Source organism: uncultured Eudoraea sp. (genome assembly GCF_947490415.1).
Taxonomy (GTDB): domain Bacteria; phylum Bacteroidota; class Bacteroidia; order Flavobacteriales; family Flavobacteriaceae; genus Eudoraea.
On sequence record NZ_CANLGX010000008.1, the window covers coordinates 78435 to 100655 of the forward strand.

Consider the following 22221-nt stretch of genomic DNA (forward strand, 5'->3'; position numbering starts at 1 on the left):
ATATTTTAATTTATCCCAACAATTTTACTTCGTCTTTCAAATAGTAAATTGTCTTTCCAAATTCCGTCCAACTGACCTATTCTTTCCCGTTTGCCCAAAAAGCGGAAACCAACTTTCTCATGAAGTTTGATGCTACCGGTATTTTCAGGAAAAATACCCGATTGCAATGTCCAGACACCTGCCATTTCACTAGATATGATAAGTTCTTCCATAAGAAGTATGCCCACACCTTTCCCCCGGGCTTTTTCTGCAACATAAACACTTACTTCAGCAACTCCTCCGTAAACACACCTGCCGGAGACAGGGGATAGTGCCGCCCATCCTGCGACCTTACCATCTCTTAGAGCTATTAATCTGCAACTTGAAATATGATTTCTATTCCATTGCTCATAGGAGGGGATCTCCTTTTCAAATGTTGCAAAGCCCGTATCGATACCTTGCTTATATATTTGAGAAACTTCAGGCCAATGGGCTTCGGACATTTCTAAAATTAAAAAGCCGGACTCTTTTAAATGGTTTATGGACATCTTGGCTATATTACCAAATTTCTAACAGCAACCTCCGCCGGGAGAGCAACAGGCTTCTTTTTCTGCATTAGCTTCAATGGGAACCGCACATTCCTCTTTAGCCTTACAGTCCGTTTTTTCCACGACCAGTTTAATCAGTAATCGGTCTTCAAAAATATCGTACCCATCAATAAATAACTGAGCGGTGTGGAAGTTAGCGTTGCTATATTCAATCTTAAGCTCGGCTTCCAATTCCATAGGTTTAATTCCGTTTACCCTGTTTAGAATTTGAAGTGCTTTAGAAACAGACATATACCTTGTTTTGTCTAATTCGGATGGACTTTCCCAAAGTTGGACTATGGTTTCTTTCCAAAAATCAGTTCCTGCACCGCAATCCACTGAGTCAACTATTATATTTTTCACCTCAGTAAGGTGATAGTTTGCACCTACTAATGCCCCTTTGTTGTAGTCAAATACTAATTCTTTATTTCCGTTATCCCTTAAGAGCGATAAAAATTCTTTTGTTTTCATTAATTTGTTTTTAGCAACAGTTTAAATTTGTTTTATAGAAGAAATCATTTATTAAGGCGAGTATTTCCTGCCATTTCTTTTGGTTAATACAGTAACAGACCCTTTTACCACTAATTTCACCCTCAATTAAATTAATACTTTTGAGTTCCTTTAAATGCTGGGAAATGGTTGGTTGAGCAAGCCCTATTTCTTCAACTATATCATTACAAATACAGGCGCTCTGATTACTAATATATTGTAAGATGGCAATCCGTGCGGGGTTGGCCAATACCTTTAAGATAATCGCCAGTTCATTTTGTTCGGCAGTAAAAATTTGTGTTTTAGTTGTTCCCATTACATATTTATATATTGCAATATTACGATAATAGTTTTAATAAAAAAAGCCAGATCATAAAAAACCCGACTTTTTATATTTTAGAACCAGGGTTTTTTGCCTACCTGATAGGTATTATAAAAATCCTCATCAGACTTGGTAAGGTAAATAATACCTTCTATCAATCCAATCATACCTGTTATCCAAACCATAAATACTCCCACACCAACGCAGCTAAGAACAAAGCCAATAATAGTTACTCCTAATAGGATAAAACCTTCCTTCTGATAACCCAATATAAATTTATGAATTCCTAAGGAGCCTAAGATTATAGCCAGTATCCCGGCCAGTATTTTTTTATTATCACTTTCTGTGACTCCTTTCATACCTTCTGAAAATTCACCTGCGGTTTTCTTAGCTCCCTCTGCAAAATCACTGGCAGCTTCTTTAGTTTCTTCAGCGAATTCTTTGGCAGATTCTTTGGCCTCTTCAGCAAATTCCTTAGCTTTCTCTTTCGCTTCTTTAGCAGATTCTTTGGCCTTACTTTTAGCTTTATCAAATTTCCCTTCTGCTTTGTCTTCGGGATCCTTATTTTCTTCAGACATGATTATTTTGTGTTGGTTAATACTCTCTTAAATGTAATAATTATTTTTCAATCAAAGAAATGCTTTATCCACTGGTTCCCAAAGCTCTAGCTTATTACCTTCCGGATCTATAATCCATCCAAATTTACCATAATCGTATTCTTGCATTTCCCCTAAAACAGTAACACCTTCCTCTTTTAATACGGCCAATAATTCTACTAAATTTTAAACACGAAAATTCATCATAAAACCCTTTTTACTAGGATTAAAATTGGTGGTATCTTCCTTAAAAGGGCTCCATTGCGTAGAACAATCATTACCCTCTTTATCTTTCCACCAGAAGGTGCAGCCGTATTGGTCTGTATTCAGCCCCAGATGATTTTTATACCAGTCTTTTATCTTATCCGGTTCTTTTGTTTTAAAAAAACCCCTCCTAATCCTGTAACTCTATTTTTCATAATATGCAGTTTATTTTTTTTTGGCCTGTTCGTATATTTTTATCCATTGTTCAGCAGTCATTTTTGCGGCTAATTCGCCTATTAGCGAATAGGGAATATGCTCTATGTTTTTAAAGCGAATGCAACTTTTACCCATGTCTAATTTGGTTTTTACGTGTTTAGGGTATTCCGAAACAAACCAGGTTAATAAACTTTTATCACTATAAATTCCCATATGATAAAGGGCTATAAAGTTTTTTTGTGAAGCAATATTTATAAATGGCAAAGGTAGCTCGGGATTCGTATGGTACCCTGACGGGTATATAGAATGGGGCACAACGTAGCCTATCATACCATAACTCATAACTTCTTCAAAACCCTTGGGAAGATTTTTTAATAGGGCATCCCGTAATTTCATTATAGCTTGTTTTCTGTCTTCGGGTAGTTCAGAAATATATTCTTCGGGTGTTTTGGCATTAGATTGCATAGTTGTTTTATTTATATCCTAATTTAACAAAATCTGGACTTGATTTTGTCTACAATAGTCTGTGCTAATTTCTCCTTGCTTTCAACGGTCCATCCGGCAACATGCGGAGAGAGGATTACGTTATCGGCATCAATCAGATATTGAAAGGCCTCCGGGAATTCATGCTGGGTAAACATGTCTTCAAAAGAAGTTTTTTCATATTCCAGAACGTCTAATCCCGCTCCTAAAATTTTCCCGGACTTTAATGCGGCAACCAGATCTTCGGTCACTACGCATTTTCCTCTTGCCGTATTTAACAACCAAAAAGGTTTTTGAAACGCATTTATAAACTCAGTATTAATCATTCCCAGTGTTAATTCGGTTTGAGGCACGTGAAGACTTATTACGTCTGATCTTTGCTCCAATTCCATTATTCCTACCTGCCTGGCATTTTCATCAGATACGCCCCCAATAATATCATAGCAAATTACTTCTACATCAAAACCGCTTAGTTTTTTGGCAAAGGCTTTCCCAGTATTGCCATAACCGATAATACCAACAGTTTTGCCATCCAATTCTATCCCCCGGTTTCCTTCCCTGTCCCAGATGCCTTTTTTTACTTCACGGTTAGCTTTCGTGAGCTTATTAAAAAGGGCCAATAATAATCCCAGGGCATGTTCCCCAACAGCATTGCGGTTTCCTTCGGGCGCGGCCGCCAGAAAAATTCCTTTATACCTGGCATAATCCACGTCAATGTTTTCCAAACCAGCCCCAAGTCTGCCTATAAATTTGAGGTTTTGTGCTTTCTCCAAAAAGGATTGGTCTATGGTAAATCTACTTCTGATAATAAGCCCGTCGTAGAGGTGAATTCTCTTTTCAACCTCAGATTTGGGCGCAGTATATTCTTCAACATTCTCAAAACCGAGGGCGTTGAATTCCTCTATGAGCAAAGGATGGTTGGTGTCTAGGTGGAGGATTTTCATTCTTGTTTAAATTAGTGGATATTCGGTTTGTGTCATTGCGTGCTGCACGTTACCTGTGTGGGCCGTTGTCAACTTTTCAAAGAGCAATAAATGTACTTCTTCATTGTCTTTTGTAGACGGATTGTGTTCTACTCCTCTTGGAACAACTATGATTTCACCTTCTTTCACAACCTCTGTCCGGTCTCTGAATTGCATATATAAAGTACCTTTTAAAACCTGAAAAAGTTCATCCTCATTTTCGTGGGAATGCCATACAAACTCTCCCTGAATTTTTGCGAGGATTACCTGCATATCATCTACCTGTGCTATTTGATGCGGGTGCCATAATTTACTAAATGCGGCATGTTTCTGTTTTAAATTTATGGCTTTCATCTCTTTTATTTCAGATTTAATTTATCCATTCGAATTCTGTAAATGTTTCCCATACCATTCAAAACCTTGTTGGCTTCAATGGTTAGTTCCGGGACTGTGTTTATCCTTTCCTCTGCGGGCTTAGCCCTGTCACTGGTAAAGTAAAAATTATTTCTCGGTATATCTATAAATGGGCAGTAATCTAGCTTGTCTGAGTTAATGATGTCACCTAAATTCTTAGCTTCTCTCCAATTGCCGGTTTTATCTTTTTTACTGTAATACAGGTCGCCACCTCCCAGGCCATCAGGTCTTCCATAAGAACTGAAAATCAATAAATCTTCTTCTGGATTAATATAGGCATTAAACTCGAAGACTTTTGTGTTAATTGTTGAATCTAATACAATCGGCGCCTGGTATTTCCCTTCCGAAAAAGTGCTTAAAAATATATCTTCCCTACCTATACCTTCAGTTTTTGTTGCAGTAAAATATAAATTGCCATTAGCACTTACAGACGGGTAAAATTCATCCTGTTGACTGTTCACAAGGGTGTCAAGGGCAATGGGCTTATTCCAATGGCCATCGACCAGCTCTGAGTACCATATATTGTAATCGGTCCTTGTACTGTCTCCTCCAATAGGTCTGTTTGAAGCAAAGAACAATTTACTGCCATCAGCAGCAAAAAATGGTTCAATATCATTGTAATTCCCGGAAAAGGGGAGTATCACTTTCTGGCCCCATTTATTACTTTCTTTTTTTATGTTTACCAAAGTTCTTATGGTCTGATTATAATTTCCAAGGGTATAGACTATTTGGTTTCCGTCTGGCGAAATGGCAATATCTCTTTCGTATAAAGGAGTGGATATAAGATCTTTGGCAAAGACTTCGAGTTGTTCAGGGCTAATCTCAAGATCTATTGCTAGAGTTTTTTCTTTTTTACAGCTGGCAATTAATAAGATTATAATGAAAAAATAGGGTAAAGGGTATTTCATTATATAAATTTTATTCTTTTTTTGTTTCAGGCTGGTCTTTGACGTCAAAATCAAAAATATCATTTCTTGCATAATGTCCTATAACATCAAAATCGAGTTTATTTAACCTAATTTCTTCAAGATCTATTTCAGCCATAAGAACTCCTGCCTTATCATACAATGGACCGGCAAGAATTTTTCCGTCAGGAGCCACTATAATGCTGCCTCCTCGACACATTGTTTCGGGTTCATCAGAAACAAGAGTCCGGTACTTTTCCGGATACATAGATTTTGTAAAATACTGGTTGCAACCAAGTACATAGCATCTGCCTTCCAAAGCGATATGTTGCATAGTGGAGGTCCATTCTTCACGGGCATCGGCCGTAGGGGCAATATAAATTTCAACACCTTTCCTGTACATAGACATTCTGGCAAGAGGCATATAATTTTCCCAGCAGATCAAGCCTCCCAACTTGCCTATTTTAGTTTGATAGGTAGTTAATGATTCACCGGAAGCTTCTGCCCAGACAATTCTTTCGGTTCCGGTAGGTTTAATTTTTCGATGCGTACCAAGCAATCCGGAAGTAGGGGATATATAGAGCATTGAACAGTATAGACTGCCACTTATATCGTCTTTTTCAGTCACACCTATTACCAGGTAGGTTTTATTTTTTTTTGAAATGTCTTCGAGTCTTTTAAGGTCTTCACTCTGCACATTGAGGCTGTTTTCATAGTATTCAGCATAAAGCTTGCGTCCCTTTTCAGATCTGCTGCCTATAGTGGCCCCGAAAGTAAAGCCTCTTGGATAACCCGGTATAAAAGATTCCGGAAAAACCAATAAATTACATCCCTTTGCAGCATATGTTTTGGTGATCTTCCCAATTTTAGAAATTGTTTCCACCTTATTAAAAAAAACAGGGCTTTCCTGGACTAATCCTACTTTTATTAGCATAGACTGAAATTCTTAAATAGAATTTATTTTAGATTTCGGGGACTCTAAGGTATCCAATTTTAATAAAAGTGAAGTCTAAATTCCCAAAATAACTTTCGCTATCCAGAAATAAATGAGGATTCCGAAAATATCATTACTCGTTGTAATAAAAGGTCCGGTAGCAATAGCCGGATCTATACCCCTTTTATTTAGAAACAAAGGAATAAAGGTTCCTATTATTCCGGCAGCGATGATTACCACAACCAGGGAAATTGAAATAGCAAGTGCCGCTGGAAAATTGCCTTGCCAGAACCAGGTAAAAACTAAAAGTACCAGTCCCAGGATCAGACCATTTAGTGTGGCCAGAAGCATTTCCTTAATCAGGCGATTACTAATACTGCCCTTAAGATCATCATTAGCGAGACCCTGCACTATGATTGCACTGGATTGCACACCAACATTACCCGCCATCGCAGCAATTAAAGGTGTGAAAAAGAAAAGGATTGCATGCTTGCTTATCATTTCTTCAAAACCTCCCATGATGGCAGCCGCGCCAATACCGCCTAAAAGTCCCAAAAACAACCAGGGTAAACGTGCTCTTGTCAACTCCCAAATACTATCATCGGCCTCCACATCCTGTGAGATACCTGCCGCCATCTGGTAATCTTTCTCAGCTTCTTCCTTTATAACATCTACAATATCATCGATGGTAATTCTGCCAACCAACCTGCCAATCTCATCAACTACGGGAATGGCTTCAAGGTCGTATTTAGACATAATTTTTGCTACTTCCTCAGGTTTTTCATTTACGTTAACCCGATCAACTTTTGGAATATAAACATCTTTAATCGGAGATTTAGTGGAGGTCGTTAGAAGATCCTTGAGTGAGAGTCTGCCAATGAGTTTGTCCTCATCGTCTACCACATAAATAGAGTGTACCCTCGTAACATTTTCGGCCTGAGCCCTCATTTCTTTAACGCAGGTAAGTACGTTCCAATTTTCATTTACTTTCACCAACTCCTTGGCCATAAGTCCACCCGCAGAATCTTCATGGTAGCGTAAAAGATCTACAATATCCCTGGCATGTTCCCGGTCTTCTATTTCCGAAATTACTTCTTCAACTATTTCCTGTGGCAGTTCTCCAACAATATCCGCGGCATCATCGGTATCCAGTTCTTCTAGTTCTTCTGCTATTTCCTTGGAAGACAAATTATTAAGAACAGCCTCCCGCATATCATCATCCAACTCAATGAGTACGTCGGAGGTTTTATCACTGTCCAGAAGTTTAATAAGATAGGTAGCTGATTCTTCACTAAGATCATTGGCTATTTCTGCAATATCAGCATAGTGGATCTCTTCCATGAAAGACTTTAAATCTGCGTCTTTCCTGGATTCTATAAGCAGCTCAATTTCTGCCAATAGCTCATCTGTGAGTTTAAATGGAGTCATCATCTATCTTCTTGGTCAGCGCGATAAATTGGGCAACTGCCAATTCTTCGGGACGCCGGTCAAAGATAGCATCTTCTTTTAGATTATCAGAAAGGTTAAATATTTTTAAGCTGTTTCTTAATGTCTTTCGTCGCTGGTTAAAACCTGTTTTTACCACTCTGAAAAATAATTTTTCGTCACATTCCAGTGTAAAACCTTCTTTCCTGACTAGTCTTAGAACTCCAGATTCTACTTTTGGTGGGGGATCAAAAACTTCTGGCTTTACAGTGAAAAGATATTCAGCATGATAAAATGCCTGAACCAAAACAGAAAGAATACCATAGGTTTTATTTCCTTCTTTAGCGCAAATGCGCTGAGCCACTTCTTTTTGGAACATTCCCGAAAATTCAGGAACCCTATTTCGAATCTCCAGTAACCGGAATACAATCTGCGTGGAAATGTTATAAGGGAAATTGCCGGTTATGGCAAAAGGCTCCATATTAAATAAAGTTGAAAGATCGTATTTTAGGAAGTCGGCCTGTATTATTTCAAGTGAATTGTTTTGCTGCAGAATTTCATTGTGTTCCAACCGAAAGCTATGGTTAAGGTAAATTATAGATTCCTCATCCAGTTCCATAGCCACCAGATTCATAGAGCGCTGCAATAAGTATTTTGTTAGAACTCCTGTGCCGGGCCCAATTTCAAGCACATTGGTATAACCGTCCATTGAAAGTGTATTCGCTATTTGTCTGGCTATTTCTTCATCTTTAAGAAAGTGCTGTCCCAGATATTTTTTAGCTTTAACCGGACTTTCTTCCTGTCTGGTACTCTTCTTAAACGAACTGTGTTTTTTACGTTTTTTGGCCATAGTCTAGTTCGGTTGCGGGGTAGTGCTTATATAAGCCCAGGCACTTTTGCCGGAGCTCAATACCACCTTAATTCTCTTATAGGCCGGGCCTTCATATTTATCTGCTTCTAAAATTTCTTTATTGCTGCACATATAAACTCTGCCATTCACAAAATCCGTAGGCTCGTCTGAACTTTGCATTACAGGATATACACCAACTACTTTCTCATCTGATAGTTTATAACCTAAAAGGGTATCATTAAAACCGGAAAGTGTTCTTGAAAAAACAGTCAGCTGAATATTTTCCTGCTGTAGGGTACCGTAAGTGAAAAGATATTCAGTAGCATTTAAGCTATGTTCAGAATACTCTCCAATAACAGCAAGTTCTGTCCTGAAGGCGACAAATTTATTTCCGAAGTGCTTTGACACTTCCTTGCGCATCCTTTCGGCATCCTCTGCGTAATATTTATCTAAAATTTCCTTGTTTTCAGCGGTGTATTGTATGGAATAAGTTATACCTCCCATTTCTTCTTCTACAAGTACTTTTGCCATCTTAGCTTTTAGGAATTTACCTGTCTCCAGGACCTCTGGAATATGCGTTTCCCTCATCCATTTCAACCATTTATCGTGAACAGTTTCATCTATATTGATGGTAACATTGTAGATAATCATACTTCAAATATTATAAGTCAGTAAATGAAAATTTAGTTAATACTATCGCCACGTAATATTCGGAAATTTTTGCGTGCCTGAGGAAAGTAATAGCTGTCCTGATAGTTGTAAATTATTTTCTCGTAATGTTCTTTTGCTTTCTCGGGTTCATTTAAGATATTCCTATAGAGCTCTGCAAGTGCAAAATGAGCGTCATCGGCCAAAATATCATTTCCGTAAAACTCAACAATTTTGAGATAGTTAAATTCTGCCGCCTCATAATCCTTGATTAGTTCCAAAAGCTCACCTTGTTTTAAAAGAGCCTCATCTTCTATTTTTTCTCCCTTGTGATTTGTGAGAATATCATCGAAGACTTTAATTGCTTCAACTGTATTCTGCTGATAAGACAGGAGGTCTGCTCTGGCATACTTTTTTAAAGCCGTCTGAGTTGAATCTTCCAAAGAATTATCTGAAATTAAAAGGCTTAACTGCATGGCATCGTTGGCAATAAGTTGTGAAGTTGACCCTCTTAAAACCTTTAATTGAGTAAATGCCCAATCAAAATCACCCTTATAGAAACTGGTTTGAGCTACTTTAAATCGCGCATCCTGACCTAAAACATCATTTTTTAAACTTTTTTGGACCTGGGAAAAATTAATTAGTGCTTCGTTGAACTTCTGATCAAAAACAAGGATGTCTCCAAGGGCAAGTTTTACATAAGCTTTGCTGAAGCGTTCCAGAGGGAGTTCTAGACATTTCTTGAGAATTGTAACAGCCTCCCGGGGTTTTCCTTTTTTAAAAGTGAGGAAATTGGAGTAGGCAATTTGCAATTGCAAGGTGTGATTTTCATATCCATATTCTTCCATTAAAGATTCGAACTGCCTTTCTACTTCATCAAGTTGCTTTGCACTTGCATCCAAAAGTTCAATATCAATAAGGCTAAGGCGTGCATTAAGTTTGATTACCGGATCATTAGAATTTTTATCGATATAAGTAAAAATTGCTTTTGCCTCCTCAACAGCATTGTCCTCCATAGCAATTTCGCCCAGACCAATCAAACGCTGAAGCGTAATAGCCCCAGATCTTTTATAGATGGCTTTTTCCTGATTGAACGCACTGCTGTATTGCCTTTGTTGCACAAACAACCAACTCAGGATTTCATTCCATAGGATATCGGGATCTTTTTGAGCTTTTTGCAGCAGTATTTTTTTTAGCTTGAGGTTATTAGGATTCTCAGGGTCTGAGGTTATAAAACTATCAAGATTTCGAAGTACATTAGTTTGAGTAGCCTTGCCTGCAGAGATCAATTCCAAATAGGAGTTGTACATCCTTTCTATATCTCCTTGTTCTCCATAAATACGGGCCATTTGAAAATTATAGTCTAATTGCGGATTAAGTTCCATGGCTTTCGAATAGGCCCTAAGGGCATAGTCTAAAAGGGTATAGCGCTGAAATCTGAATCCTATTCCATAACCATAATTTGGATTTATCTCAATTATTGAAAGTGCAATTTCATAATTCTCTTTAGCCTTTTCCGTCTGGCCCTGCAGCAGGTAATTATACCCCAATTCAATATAAATAGTTGGGTATGGGTTACCTGATTCTATTTTCTTTAAAAGAAAGGCCTGCGCTTCTTCATACTTTTCCAACTGCTGGTAGCAGGCAATCAGACCTTCGGCATAATCAGTGCGCCTGGGGTTTTTTTCTGTCAGATTTTCATAAAAGACCGCTGCTTTCTCAAATTCACCATCATTGAAATACTGCTTCGCCAGAAAATCTTCTTGTGCCCAGCATTGAAAGGTAGAAATAAGACTAATAAATATAACGGCAAATCTCATATTGGAAATTTATCAAATTTAACCAAGCTCTATAAAAAACACTGTCAAAGAAAACATAATATCGCCGAACGGAACTTTTTACCGAATAGATTCAACACCAATAAAAGTGCAAATCATTGATTTTCCCACAATAGGCCCATTAAATAAAATAATTTAATCTATTCTGCTAAAACCTGTATAGGGCACCAGGATATCAGGAATGTTTATCCCATCTTCGGTCTGGTAATTTTCCAGGATCCCAGCTAAAACCCTTGGTAAAGCTAGTGAACTACCATTTAATGTATGAGCAAATTGTGTTTTGTTGTTTTCATCTCTGTAACGAAGCTTTAATCTGTTCGCCTGAAAAGTTTCGAAATTAGAGACAGAACTAATTTCCAACCAACGGTCCTGAGCGGTTGAAAATACCTCGAAATCATAGGTAAGAGCTGAGGTAAAGCCAAGGTCGCCAGCACAAAGGCGTAAGACCCTGAATGGCAACTTTAATTCCCTTAAAATATTTTTTATATGTTCTACCATGGCATCCAATGCCCTGTAAGAATTATCCGGATGTTCTACACGCACTATTTCCACCTTGTCAAATTGGTGGAGGCGGTTCAGCCCCCTAACATGAGCCCCATAACTGCCTGCTTCTCTGCGGAAACAAGGGGTATAGCTTGTATAGGAAATTGGGAGATCATTTTTATCGAGGATAGTATCTCTTAAAATATTAGTGACAGGTACTTCGGCGGTTGGTATCAGATAAAGATCATCTTCAGTGACATGATACATCTGTCCTTCCTTGTCCGGAAGTTGCCCTGTGCCATAGCCTGATGCTTCATTAACTAAGAAGGGCACCTGCATTTCCGTATATCCGGCTTCGGTATTTTTATCTAAAAAATAGGCAATCAAGGCGCGTTGTAAACGAGCACCTTTACCCTTATAAACAGGAAACCCTGCCCCGGTTATTTTAACTCCCAGTTCAAAGTCTATAATGTCGTATTTTTTTGCCAGTTCCCAATGCGGCTTAGCGTCGCCACTCAGAACAGGAATATCTCCTTCCCGAAAGACTTCTTCATTATCTTCTTCACTATTTCCGGATGGGACGGATTCATGTGGGACATTAGGAATTTGATACAGTGCATCCTCCAGTTCATCTGCAACAGCATTTAGTTCTTCGGTTAGCCTCTTGGAATCCTCTTTTAGCTGAGTTGTTTTTTGTTTAATCTGGTTTGCTTCTTCTGCTTTTCCACTTTTAAAAAGTAAACCAATCTCTTTAGAAAGTTTATTGCCTTCTGCCAGTGTATTATCCAGATCTGTTTGCAGTGCCCGTCTTTTTTCATCGAGACTAAGTACCTTATTCAAATGAAATTCTGCATCAAAATTTCGTTTTTTTAAAGCTTTCGCAATCTGATCTTTATTTGTTCGTAAGGCTTGTAACTGCAACATGTTAAGATGTTTTAAGGCGCAAATTTAGGGTTAATTGATTAATGTATCAATTTGAAGAAGCAACAATTTATTTAATCTATCATATTGATACATTAATCGAGAAGATTCTTATTTAGCTTTGGTTTCTTTGGAGGGTAGGATCCAGATATGATGTTTAAAATGGTCCCAACGCTCTGCCCCCAGATCTACTTCCGGATCAATAAAGGGTTTTAGTTTACTGCCATTTACCCGGACTCTGGAATTTACATAAACGGAAATATCAGCACCGTCTTTAGAATATTTCTTTTTAAGCCGTTGTGCAAATTGCCAAATAAAATCGGGATATGCAGCAACTCTTCCTTTTTGCTTCTTTGAAAGGTAGTCATTGAGATTTACATTAATGATATTTCCGTTATCATTATTGACCACTTTAAAACTTATTACGCCAGACCTGCTTCTCAACATCATGCGCCAACTCAATCTATGTCCCTCTTCGGTCCATAGAACATCATCTTTTATAAAATGATGTCTCACAGGGAGAATAAGTTGTACTGTAAAGTAAATCCCAAATCCCACTAAAAAGAGGTTTCTGTATTTAGGGATAATCAATTTAGAAGGTTCTGGTATAGGTTTCTTTTTAAAGAAAATGCGCCGAATTGTTTCGGGCTCAAAAAAGAAAACGGTAAAAGCCAGCGCAAGGTAGGGAAAGATCCCAATTTGAAATACAACCGAATTGAAGAGGTGAAAGAATATCGCGAAGGCAAATGCAATTTTTCTGGAGGGCTTCCACAGCAAGGCAGGAACAATGAGTAAATCAAAGAAAATTCCCATGACTGAAATAAATTTATGAACCCAATATTCCTGCAACAAATCTCCTATGAGCCAATAATGAGCCTTGCTTTGCATCAGTATTCCAACAAAACTAAAATCAAGCCAATCCGCGTATAGTTTGGCCAGGGCGGCATAGGTATAAACAATAAAAAGCTGTAGTACAATAATCCATTTTACATAGCTGTACATGCTTTCATTCCTGATCTGAGGCTTAGCCCGGGCGTCTAATGAATATGCCCGGTTTGCAGGAAAAAAGCACATGATCAGGGAGATTAATGCCAACAAATAATAGTGATTGTTGTACGATGTTTTTTGCATCAAATAAACCGCCGTCCAGAGCAGCGTAAATGAAATAATACTAAGTCTGTACTTATAACCTAGAGCAATGAAAACACCCAGGGTGCCCATTATAAAAAAGTAGATATACATCCCGGAACCGGGTAAAGGCTGTAACCATTCAAAACCAATAAAAGAGAAGGTAAATGCGGGCTCAATCATTGTTCTTCGCACCCATCCTGTAAGAATCGCTCCATAGCATTCAAGGCTAATGAGAATACCCAAAAATATGCGAAATATTACTAAAGGACTATTGTCTATTCTTTTGAATAAAAAGGTATTAAACATCTAGCTTGAAATTATGGAAATAGACGTTTCTTTGTCCTCTAGCAATTGTGTTTTAAGCTCCTCAAGCGATTTAAACTTATGTTCATCGCGGATGCGCTCTATAATATCTACCTGGATATTTTGCCCATATAAATCCGAGTTAAAATCAAAAAAATGAATTTCAATACTCTTTGTGGAACCATCTACCGTAGGATTAAAACCGATGTTCATCATCCCGTAAAAAAGCTTGCCATTAAGGATGCTTTTTACAACATAAACCCCGTTTTTAGGGATGAGTTTGTATTTTTCTGCAATAAATAAATTAGCTGTGGGAAAGCTTAATTGTCGTCCCAGCCCTTTACCTTTTTTAACAACGCCCGTTAGCATATAGTTATACCCCAGGTATTCATTGGCGGTCTTTATATCTCCATCAATAAGCGCATTTCTGATTTTTGTAGAACTTACAGAAACATCATCTATTTCCTGTGCCGCAATTTCTTCAACTTCAAAATTGAACGTATTACCAAAAGCGAAAAGATCCTGGATATTGGCATTTCTATTGCGTCCAAAGCGGTGGTCATACCCTATTATAATTTTTTTTGCCTTTAATTCATTCACCAGGATGTCCCTAACGAATTCGGTGGAAGAAATACGTGAGAATTCAAGAGTGAAGGGATGAATAATTAAGTAATCCAGGCCAATGTGCTCTAAAATTTTGATTTTTTCCTGGATGGTATTCAGAAGCCTTATTTCGGTATCTTTTTGTAAAACCATTCTGGGATGCGGGAAAAAAGTAAGTACCGTAGATCGCAGATTAGTTTTTTTGGCATCATTTATGAGGCGTTCAAGTATTTTTCTGTGACCTATGTGAACACCGTCAAAAGTGCCAATGGTTATAGCAGTTGGGTGCTTTTTATCGTAATTGGAAATGCTTTGAACTGTGACCACACAAATAAAATAATAAAAAGGCTTACTTTTAAAAGTTTAAAAATCCCTTGATGTTAGCAAAACTACGTCTTGTTTTATCAATTTCCATAATATTTCTCTCCTTTTACGGATCTGCACAATCCAAATATTGGGGTCAGGAGATTTCTCCCAGTAAGTTTTCTTCGCCTTCACTATCCAATCCGGACGTAACTAAGGTAAAGGTTTTTGATTTGGATCAGGCATCTTTATCCAAGGAACTTTTATCTATATCCACGCTAAAGAAATCATCCGGGACAATTTATTTTCCAGATGTCAAAGGGAAACTAAGAGCATTCAGAGTTTCAGAAAATTCGGTCTTGTCACCGGAATTGGCAAAAAAATATCCCGGTATAAAGTCCTATTCAGGGTATAGTTTGGATGGAAACAAAGATCGTATACGTTTTAGCATTTCTCACAAGGGAGTACAAAGCATGATCGTTCATGCAGGAACTGAAAAGACGACTTTCATGGAGAAAGTCTCAGATGGTGGCAGTACTTATGTAGTTTACGACAGAAGTATACATTCGAAGCCCGACAGCGACTTTATTTGTTTTACCCAATCAGTGATTGAAAAAAGCATCAACGGGCCTGTTTCAAAACTCGTGGATGATCAAATGCTAAGAAAATACAGAATAGCAATTTCTGCTACAGGAGAATATACCGAATTTCATGGAGGCACGGTGGCCGACGCCCTGGCTGCAATAAATGCAACACTTACAAGGGTAAATCAGGTTTTTGAAACCGATTTAGGCGTTACTTTAGAATTGATTGCCAATACAGATTTGGTAATATTTACAGACCCGGATACCGATCCCTATGGAGGAAATTTAAATTCAGAGGTTCAAAATACACTAACCACAACAATTGGCGAAGCAAATTATGATGTGGGTCATTTATTTCATGAGGATACCAATGGAGGGAATGCGGGCTTTATAGGGTCAGTTTGCCGCGATAACCAAAAAGGAAGCGGATACGCTGCAGCCTTAAATCCGCAGGGTGATATCTTTGATCTCGATTTTGTATCACATGAATTAGGGCATCAATTTGGTGCAAATCACACCTGGTCCTTTGAATCTGAAGGCACCTTGGTACAGGCAGAACCCGGGACCGGAACCACCATTATGGGATACGCGGGTATAATACCCGGACAAAACGTAGCCCCCAACGGTGATGACTATTTCCATTATTACAGCATATTTCAAATCATAGAATATCTTCAGACCACAAGCTGCGGAGAACTTACACCTTTAACAAATAACCCTCCGGTTATTAATCCAATAGCTGATTATATTATTCCCAAAGGAACGCCATTTGTATTAGCAGGAAATGCCATAGATCCGGATTCTACAGATATACTTACCTATGCATGGGAACAGATTGATGACGGTATAGTCACTACAGAAAACTTCGGGCCTGACAATCCAAGTGGTGCAAATTTCAGATCTCTTAAGCCCACCACAGACCCCGACAGATATTTTCCAAAATTATCAGAGGTTATCCTGGGGAATCTTACGCAAACCAATCCACCGATAAATTCGGCCTGGGAAACGGTTTCCAATGTGGAACGCGAAATGAACTTCGCCTTAACCGTCAGAGATAACGCAGCAGGAGGCGGGCAGGTAGCTTCAGAACTGGTAAAGCTCAATGTTTTAAATAACGCGGGACCATTTGTTGTCAGCTCTCAAAATACGGCGGAGACCTATACGGCCGGATCTGTGCAGACTATCACCTGGGATGTCGCCAACACGAACAAAACACCAATAAATGCCCAAGAGGTAGATATTTTTCTATCTACAGACGGAGGCCTGAGTTTTCCAATACAACTGGCAACCGCAGTTCCAAACGATGGCAGCCATGAGGTTATTATTCCTGGCAATAGCACTACAACTGCACGTATTATAGTTAAGGGAACAAACAATGTTTTTTTTAGTATGAACTCTTCTGATTTTGTAATTGAAGATTCTGAAGTTATCCTAAATTTTGCAGACCTCAATTATGAAGTTTGCGAACCTGATGACCTTGTGGTGCCGTTTATATATGAAACCTATTTAGGGTTTAATGAGGAGGTTACATTTAGTGTTCAGGGCATGCCTACCGGTCTCACGGCAGTTTTTACACCGCCTACCGCAACATTAAATAATACTCCGGTTTCTATTGCTTTTTCAAATACAGATCTTGTTCTTCCCGGGAATTATCCTGTGACCGTCACAGCCACTTCTCTGAGCGTCACTAAAGATGTAACACTGAATATCAATATTAACGATGCTAACTTCTCAGATGTGGTTTTACAGACGCCCATTGATATGGCAACGGGGGTAGGTCTACAACAACTCCTTACTTGGGAGTTGAATACGCAGCACAATTCATACGATATAGAAATTGCCACAGATATACTGTTTAACACAGTTATTGAATCTGCCAGCGATGTTATTTTTAATACCTATTTACCGGAAAACCTGCAGGAAGAAACTACTTATTACTGGAGAATAAAACCAAAAAATTCATGTGGGGAAGGAACTTTTGGCCCACCATTCAGCTTTACAACGATTACAATAAGTTGCGACATTGAAACAGCTAAAGACCTGCCCGTAGAAATAACTTCTATAGGCACACCAACGGTAATTTCTAAAATTACCTTCTTAAATGATTTACCTGTAACGGATGTAAATGTAGGTTTGGAATTAGAGCATAGCTTTCTGGCAGATTTGATAATTAGTATTACATCGCCCCAGGGTACGGAGGTTATTTTAACTTCCAACTCCTGTGGGGAATTGGAAAATATTGATGCCGTTTTTGACGATGACGGAGATCCTTTAATTTGTGGTGGCGGAACGGCCGCAATTAGTGGTACAGTAAACCCCTTGGGTTCATTAGCCTCCTTTAATGGCGAATCATCTTTTGGTGAATGGATATTAACAGTTTCTGATACTGCCCCGGCTGATGGCGGCAGCATAAATAACTTTTTCCTGGAAATCTGTGGTGAAGGTGAATTAAGACCCGATGATGATAATGATGGTGTTTTTGACGATGGAGATGACCTTTGTCTGGGAACACCTCCGGGAACAGAGGTGAATACAGACGGCTGTCCTGTTTTTCGTTTCGCCACGGATAATTTCAACCTGGAAATAGAAAGTGAATCCTGCATTACCAGTGATAACGGATCATTTGAAATAACAGCAATGATGTCTATGGATTATACAGTTAATGTAGTGGGCAACGGGTTGAATATTACTGAGGACTTTATCAAGGTTTATGATCTGGAAAATTTGGCTGCCGGCACTTACTCGGTCTGTATTAGTGGAACGGATGGCGTAAATACCTTTGAGGAAATCTGTTTTGAGGTAGAGATAAATGAGCCGGAACCTTTAGCTGTTAGTTCTGTGGTCTCTTTAGATGGTTTGCAGGCGGTTCTGACGTTATCTGGCGCCCAATTGTATAATATTGAATTAAATGGAAACCTTACCCAGACGGAAGGCTCAGAAATTATACTGGATCTGAAGCAGGGAATAAATACCCTAAAAGTATCTACTAATCTGCCCTGTCAGGGTGCATATGATGAGACTGTCTTTATTCCAGCTGTTCCAGTGATATATCCAAATCCGGTAGTTGAGACTTTAAATATAAATTTGGGACCAACTTTAGACCCTGTAGACATTACCGTTTTTGCATCTGACGGCCGCTTTATTAGCAGTCAAAGGTATAATAGTAATGAGGATACACTTACGCTTAATTTTGCTGGATTACCTTCAGGACTGTATTATGTAAATGTCAGAGGAGGAACTTTTAAAGGAACTTATAAAGTGTTGAAGCGATGAGAGTTTTTATTATAGTTTTCATAAGCCTGCTTTTTACAGCCTGTAAAAAGGACTCACCCAAGCCACCTTCTGCCGCGGTTTTAACTTTCCCTTTGCAGAACTCGCTATGTACCACAGGGGTAAGCATAACTCCAACAACAAGCAGGGTAGAGTTCAAGTGGCAGACCGCAGACAACACAAACACTTATGAATTAAGGGTAACGAATGTTTTAACTGATATTACCCAAACCGTTAGTACGCAATCTACCAGTGCTGAACTCACCATTGAAAAAGGAACTCCTTTTTCGTGGTTAGTTATTACCAGGAATACGGAAGTGCAGGAAACTGCATCAAGTACAACCTGGCAATTTTTCAATGCCGGTTCCCAAATTACTCATACTCCCTTTCCGGCGCAAATAATAGCTCCATTATCCGGGGCTTCGGTGGTGCGTGATATTAACGGAGAAATCGTTTTGGAATGGTCCGGTGCAGATGTGGATAATGATATCGTAGGTTATGAGATATTCCTTGATATTGTGTCTCCCCCACAGGTTTTAGCAGCTTCGCCTGCAGCTTCTGTCTCTAGCATTAAAATAAATACTACAGCTAACACGGTATATTACTGGAACGTGATCACCAAGGATGCTGAGGGGAATAGTTCAGATTCAGGTATTTATTCTTTCCGGGCGTTATAAACTCTACGCTTTTTGTTAGTAAGGCTTGTCAGTGAGATGAGGTAGGCTAGGTATTATTATACTCATTCATGGTTATCTTTACCCCGGCAAGGACAAAAGATGCGATAAGCTCAGCGGCTCTCTCCAGCCGTTCAGGCAGTGCTTGTTTTTCTTCGTCATTCCATTTTCCAAGGACATAGTCTACTTGTCTTCCTTTGTTAAATTCAGAGCCAACTCCAATTCGCAATCGGTTGTAATTTACAGTTTGCAAGCTGTTTTGAATGTCCTTAAGACCATTATGGCCACCATCACTGCCCTTGGTTTTTAGCCTTAGTGTACCAAAGGGGAGGTTTAAGTCATCGGTGATAACAAGGATATTTTCTAATGGAATTTTTTCTTTTTCCATCCAGTATTTTACAGATTTACCACTTAGGTTCATATAGGTAGATGGTTTTAAACATAAAACACTTCTTCCTTTTATTTTAAAAGAACCTAAATCTCCTAATTTCCGGGTCTCAAAGGAGAATTTTTGTTTTTCAGACAGTTTGTTAAGCACTTGGAAACCAATATTATGCCTGGTGTGGGCATATTCATCACCTATGTTTCCCAAGCCAATTAGCAGGTACTTTTTCATGGAATCCGTTTCTTCTAATAGTCGTTTTTCCTTCCCAAAAAGAAATTCAAAAAATCTTCTCATACCCTCAGTTGGTTAAGGGTAAAAATACAAAAGCATCCCGAATCCTGATATATGACAGATGGGATGCTTTTTATTGATAGCTTGAGGTTATTTATTCAGCGCCTTCTTTTGGGGCTTCTCCACCTTCAGCAGCAGTTTCTGATGCACCTTCAGCACCTTCAGCACCTTCAACTCCTTCTAATCCTTCTTCATCTTCCTCTTCAACTTCTATGGCTGCACGAGCAGTTTTAACCTGAACCACCACGGTAGAATCTGGTTGTAAAATTGAAAATTCATCATTTAGCAAGGATTCTACCAGGATGTTATCTCCAATTTTTAAATTAGAAATATCTATGTCAAAGAAATCGGGAAGGTTGTCCGGTAAGGCTTTTATAGTCAGTTTTCTGTTTCTGAATAGTAAGCGCCCCCCATTTCTTACTCCTGGGGAATTACCTTGTAAGCGAACAGGAATTTCCATTGAAACCTCTTTGTCGTCAAACAGTTGATAAAAATCTACATGTAGAATTCTGTCAGTTACAGGATGGAACTGTATATCCTGCATTACTGCTTTTAACTTGTCACCTGTCTCCAAATCAATCTTTACAGTGTGGGCGTTTGGGGTGTACACTAAATTTTTGAATGCTAATTCATCCGCCGAAAAGTGTAATGGTTTTTCCCCTCCGTATACCACGCAAGGAACCTTTCCAGCATTACGCAGGGCCTTCGTTGCCTTTTTGCCCACGCTTTCTCTTTCTGATCCTTTGATTGTAATTGATTTCATTATCTAAGTTTAATTAATATTTACATTAAAAATTTGGACGCAATTGAAGTGTTGTGATGAACTCTGTGCATAACGTCTGCAAATAGGTCGGCACAACTTAAAACTCGTATTTTTCCACTTTCTTTTTTGATAGGGATAGAATCTGTAACAATCAATTCTAACAATTGCGATTTTTCTATTTTTTCATAGGCATTGCCTGATAACAAAGCGTGAGTGGTTATAGCCCTTACGCTTTTAGCGCCTCGTTCCATCATAAGATCGGCGGCTTTTGCTAAAGTTCCTGCGGTATCTACGAGGTCATCAACCAGAACTACGTTTTTATCCTGTACGTCACCAATGAGTTCCATATGTGAAATTACATTCGCTTTTGCCCTTTGTTTATAACAGATTACCACATCGCATTCAAGTGCCTTGGAATAAGCATATGCCCTTTTTGAGCCACCCATATCGGGAGATGCAATGGTAAGGTTATCTAAATTAAGGCCATTCAGATAAGGAAGGAATAATGTTGACGCAAATAAATGGTCTACTGGTTTTTCAAAGAATCCTTGTATCTGATCTGCATGCAGGTCCATGGTAATTATACGTGTTGCCCCTGCAGTTTCCAACATCTTGGCTATTAGTTTAGCGGCGATAGGAACTCTTGGTTTATCCTTTCTGTCTTGCCTGGCCCAACCATAATAGGGAATTACAGCAGTAATATGCCTGGCTGATGCCCGCTTTGCAGCGTCTAACATCAGTAGCATTTCCATAAGATTTTCAGAACTTGGATTGGTAGAACCTATTACAAAAATTCTTGTTCCGCGAATAGACTCTTCAAATGAAGGTTGAAATTCCCCGTCGCTAAAATGAGAAAACAAAACATTTCCTAACTCTGCACCATAAGACTTGGCAATTTTTTTGCCTAATTCCATACTCTGGGTGCAGGCAAAAATCTTCGGTTCCGGTACTTGATAAGCCATGGTTAATCTCTTGTTTTCTAGTTTCTTAAAACCCCTGATTCTTAAGGAGGTGCAAATTTAAAAATTTATTTGGGTTGCTAAAGGATAAATGTGGGTTATTTTAGTTTTGCAACCGAAATTATTTTTTAGCTTTGCAGTCCGTTTGCCTCGGTGGCGGAACTGGTAGACGCGCTGGATTCAAAATCCAGTGTCTTCGGACGTGTGGGTTCGATTCCCACCCGAGGTACACTTAAAGACTCTTAAACCTCTATGTTTAGGAGTCTTTTTATTTTGTTGGTGACGAATTAGTGACGATTATAAGTGAAATATAGTAGAATAGGAAGTTTTAGATGTCCTCTCTAAGGCATAAAGGACAAACTTAGAATTACCTTCTATAACAATATCCAAAAACTTGCCTTTGGAAAATACAGTATCGTACTGCTCATCTTCTGAAAGCATTTTGTATTCGTAGAGAGTCATTGTACTTCGTTAATAATTAAAGCCTTTGTTACTTGGATCTTAGCGGCTCTTCTTAATATACTACTCCTTGGCTTATAACACTTGGATCGGAAGTTGGCAGAATAATAGATCCAGATATTACAAACGAACTATAGGTTATATCTGAAATATCAGAACTTGAAAAAGATGGATTATTAATACATTCTTCCTCTTTAACATCTTCTTTTACTTTACAATGGAATATCAAATCTAAAAGGA

At 38.6% G+C, this 22221-nt stretch carries 22 protein-coding genes, 1 tRNA gene and 1 pseudogene; 3 read left to right on the forward strand and 21 right to left on the reverse strand.

What is annotated here, in order from left to right; translation table 11 throughout:
• Window positions 1–5 precede the first annotated feature (5 nt).
• From Q0874_RS16450 to Q0874_RS16535, 17 genes and pseudogenes are all read right to left on the reverse strand, one after another.
• Window positions 6–527 (reverse strand): GNAT family N-acetyltransferase, encoded by a 522-nt coding sequence (locus tag Q0874_RS16450; protein ID WP_299164614.1) that lies wholly within the window; start codon window positions 525–527, stop codon window positions 6–8.
• Window positions 528–548: 21 nt separating this feature from the next.
• Window positions 549–1037, reverse strand: a complete 489-nt coding sequence (locus Q0874_RS16455) for a DUF6428 family protein (RefSeq protein WP_299164615.1) — start codon at window positions 1035–1037, stop codon at window positions 549–551.
• Window positions 1038–1047: 10 nt separating this feature from the next.
• Window positions 1048–1371 carry a helix-turn-helix transcriptional regulator gene (locus Q0874_RS16460; RefSeq protein WP_299164616.1) on the reverse strand — a complete coding sequence of 108 codons (324 nt, stop codon included), beginning with the start codon at window positions 1369–1371 and terminating at the stop codon, window positions 1048–1050.
• Window positions 1372–1451: 80 nt separating this feature from the next.
• Window positions 1452–1955 carry a TM2 domain-containing protein gene (locus tag Q0874_RS16465; protein ID WP_299164617.1) on the reverse strand — a complete coding sequence of 168 codons (504 nt, stop codon included), beginning with the start codon at window positions 1953–1955 and terminating at the stop codon, window positions 1452–1454.
• Window positions 1956–2006: 51 nt separating this feature from the next.
• A pseudogene (locus Q0874_RS16470) lies at window positions 2007–2392 on the reverse strand (VOC family protein).
• A gap of 10 nt (window positions 2393–2402) precedes the next feature.
• On the reverse strand, window positions 2403–2858 hold the full coding sequence (locus Q0874_RS16475) for a DUF1801 domain-containing protein (protein ID WP_299164618.1): 456 nt from the start codon (window positions 2856–2858) through the stop codon (window positions 2403–2405).
• A gap of 23 nt (window positions 2859–2881) precedes the next feature.
• A complete protein-coding gene (locus Q0874_RS16480; RefSeq protein ID WP_299164619.1) occupies window positions 2882–3820 on the reverse strand; it encodes a 2-hydroxyacid dehydrogenase in 939 nt (312 codons plus the stop codon).
• Window positions 3821–3826: 6 nt separating this feature from the next.
• Entirely contained in the window at window positions 3827–4192 is a 366-nt protein-coding gene (locus tag Q0874_RS16485; RefSeq protein ID WP_299164620.1) for a cupin domain-containing protein, read from the reverse strand.
• A 5-nt stretch (window positions 4193–4197) separates the two neighbouring features.
• Window positions 4198–5160: an exo-alpha-sialidase gene (locus Q0874_RS16490; protein WP_299164621.1), complete on the reverse strand. Its 963-nt coding sequence runs from the start codon at window positions 5158–5160 to the stop codon at window positions 4198–4200.
• A 10-nt stretch (window positions 5161–5170) separates the two neighbouring features.
• Window positions 5171–6091, reverse strand: coding sequence for a carbon-nitrogen hydrolase family protein (locus Q0874_RS16495; protein WP_299164622.1), 921 nt, complete (start codon window positions 6089–6091; stop codon window positions 5171–5173).
• A 75-nt stretch (window positions 6092–6166) separates the two neighbouring features.
• Window positions 6167–7519 carry a magnesium transporter gene (gene mgtE / locus Q0874_RS16500; RefSeq protein ID WP_299164653.1) on the reverse strand — a complete coding sequence of 451 codons (1353 nt, stop codon included), beginning with the start codon at window positions 7517–7519 and terminating at the stop codon, window positions 6167–6169.
• Window positions 7506–8366, reverse strand: a complete 861-nt coding sequence (gene rsmA / locus Q0874_RS16505; protein ID WP_299164623.1) for a 16S rRNA (adenine(1518)-N(6)/adenine(1519)-N(6))-dimethyltransferase RsmA — start codon at window positions 8364–8366, stop codon at window positions 7506–7508. The genes mgtE and rsmA overlap by 14 nt, the downstream gene beginning before the upstream one ends.
• A 3-nt stretch (window positions 8367–8369) precedes the next feature.
• A complete protein-coding gene (locus Q0874_RS17395) occupies window positions 8370–9017 on the reverse strand; it encodes a DUF4286 family protein (RefSeq protein WP_367275458.1) in 648 nt (215 codons plus the stop codon).
• Window positions 9018–9049: 32 nt separating this feature from the next.
• On the reverse strand, window positions 9050–10834 hold the full coding sequence (locus tag Q0874_RS16520) for a tetratricopeptide repeat protein (protein WP_299164624.1): 1785 nt from the start codon (window positions 10832–10834) through the stop codon (window positions 9050–9052).
• A 153-nt stretch (window positions 10835–10987) separates the two neighbouring features.
• Window positions 10988–12259, reverse strand: coding sequence for a serine--tRNA ligase (serS, locus tag Q0874_RS16525; RefSeq protein ID WP_299164625.1), 1272 nt, complete (start codon window positions 12257–12259; stop codon window positions 10988–10990).
• 108 nt (window positions 12260–12367) lie between these two features.
• Window positions 12368–13693 carry an HTTM domain-containing protein gene (locus tag Q0874_RS16530; protein ID WP_299164631.1) on the reverse strand — a complete coding sequence of 442 codons (1326 nt, stop codon included), beginning with the start codon at window positions 13691–13693 and terminating at the stop codon, window positions 12368–12370.
• Window positions 13694–14620 (reverse strand): bifunctional riboflavin kinase/FAD synthetase, encoded by a 927-nt coding sequence (locus tag Q0874_RS16535; protein WP_299164632.1) that lies wholly within the window; start codon window positions 14618–14620, stop codon window positions 13694–13696. It lies immediately after the preceding gene.
• 50 nt (window positions 14621–14670) lie between these two features.
• Between Q0874_RS16535 and Q0874_RS16540 the strand changes: the two genes are divergently transcribed.
• Both Q0874_RS16540 and Q0874_RS16545 read left to right on the forward strand, forming a co-directional pair.
• On the forward strand, window positions 14671–18453 hold the full coding sequence (locus tag Q0874_RS16540) for a reprolysin-like metallopeptidase (protein ID WP_299164634.1): 3783 nt from the start codon (window positions 14671–14673) through the stop codon (window positions 18451–18453).
• Window positions 18450–19127, forward strand: a complete 678-nt coding sequence (locus Q0874_RS16545; protein ID WP_299164635.1) for a hypothetical protein — start codon at window positions 18450–18452, stop codon at window positions 19125–19127. The genes Q0874_RS16540 and Q0874_RS16545 overlap by 4 nt, the downstream gene beginning before the upstream one ends.
• 46 nt (window positions 19128–19173) lie before the next feature.
• Here the strand turns inward: Q0874_RS16545 and pth are convergent, their stop codons facing one another.
• The 3 genes from pth to Q0874_RS16560 form a co-directional block, all read right to left on the reverse strand.
• Complete coding sequence (gene pth / locus Q0874_RS16550; RefSeq protein WP_299164637.1) at window positions 19174–19803, reverse strand: aminoacyl-tRNA hydrolase; 630 nt, start codon at window positions 19801–19803, stop codon at window positions 19174–19176.
• Between the two features lie 91 nt (window positions 19804–19894).
• Window positions 19895–20563, reverse strand: coding sequence for a 50S ribosomal protein L25/general stress protein Ctc (locus tag Q0874_RS16555; RefSeq protein WP_299164639.1), 669 nt, complete (start codon window positions 20561–20563; stop codon window positions 19895–19897).
• 20 nt (window positions 20564–20583) lie between these two features.
• Window positions 20584–21525 carry a ribose-phosphate pyrophosphokinase gene (locus Q0874_RS16560; RefSeq protein WP_299164641.1) on the reverse strand — a complete coding sequence of 314 codons (942 nt, stop codon included), beginning with the start codon at window positions 21523–21525 and terminating at the stop codon, window positions 20584–20586.
• A gap of 144 nt (window positions 21526–21669) precedes the next feature.
• Here Q0874_RS16560 and Q0874_RS16565 point away from each other — a divergent pair.
• Window positions 21670–21751: transfer RNA gene (locus tag Q0874_RS16565), tRNA-Leu, on the forward strand.
• A gap of 68 nt (window positions 21752–21819) precedes the next feature.
• Here the strand turns inward: Q0874_RS16565 and Q0874_RS16570 are convergent.
• A complete protein-coding gene (locus Q0874_RS16570; RefSeq protein ID WP_299164644.1) occupies window positions 21820–21984 on the reverse strand; it encodes a hypothetical protein in 165 nt (54 codons plus the stop codon).
• Between the last annotated feature and the right edge of the window lie 237 nt (window positions 21985–22221).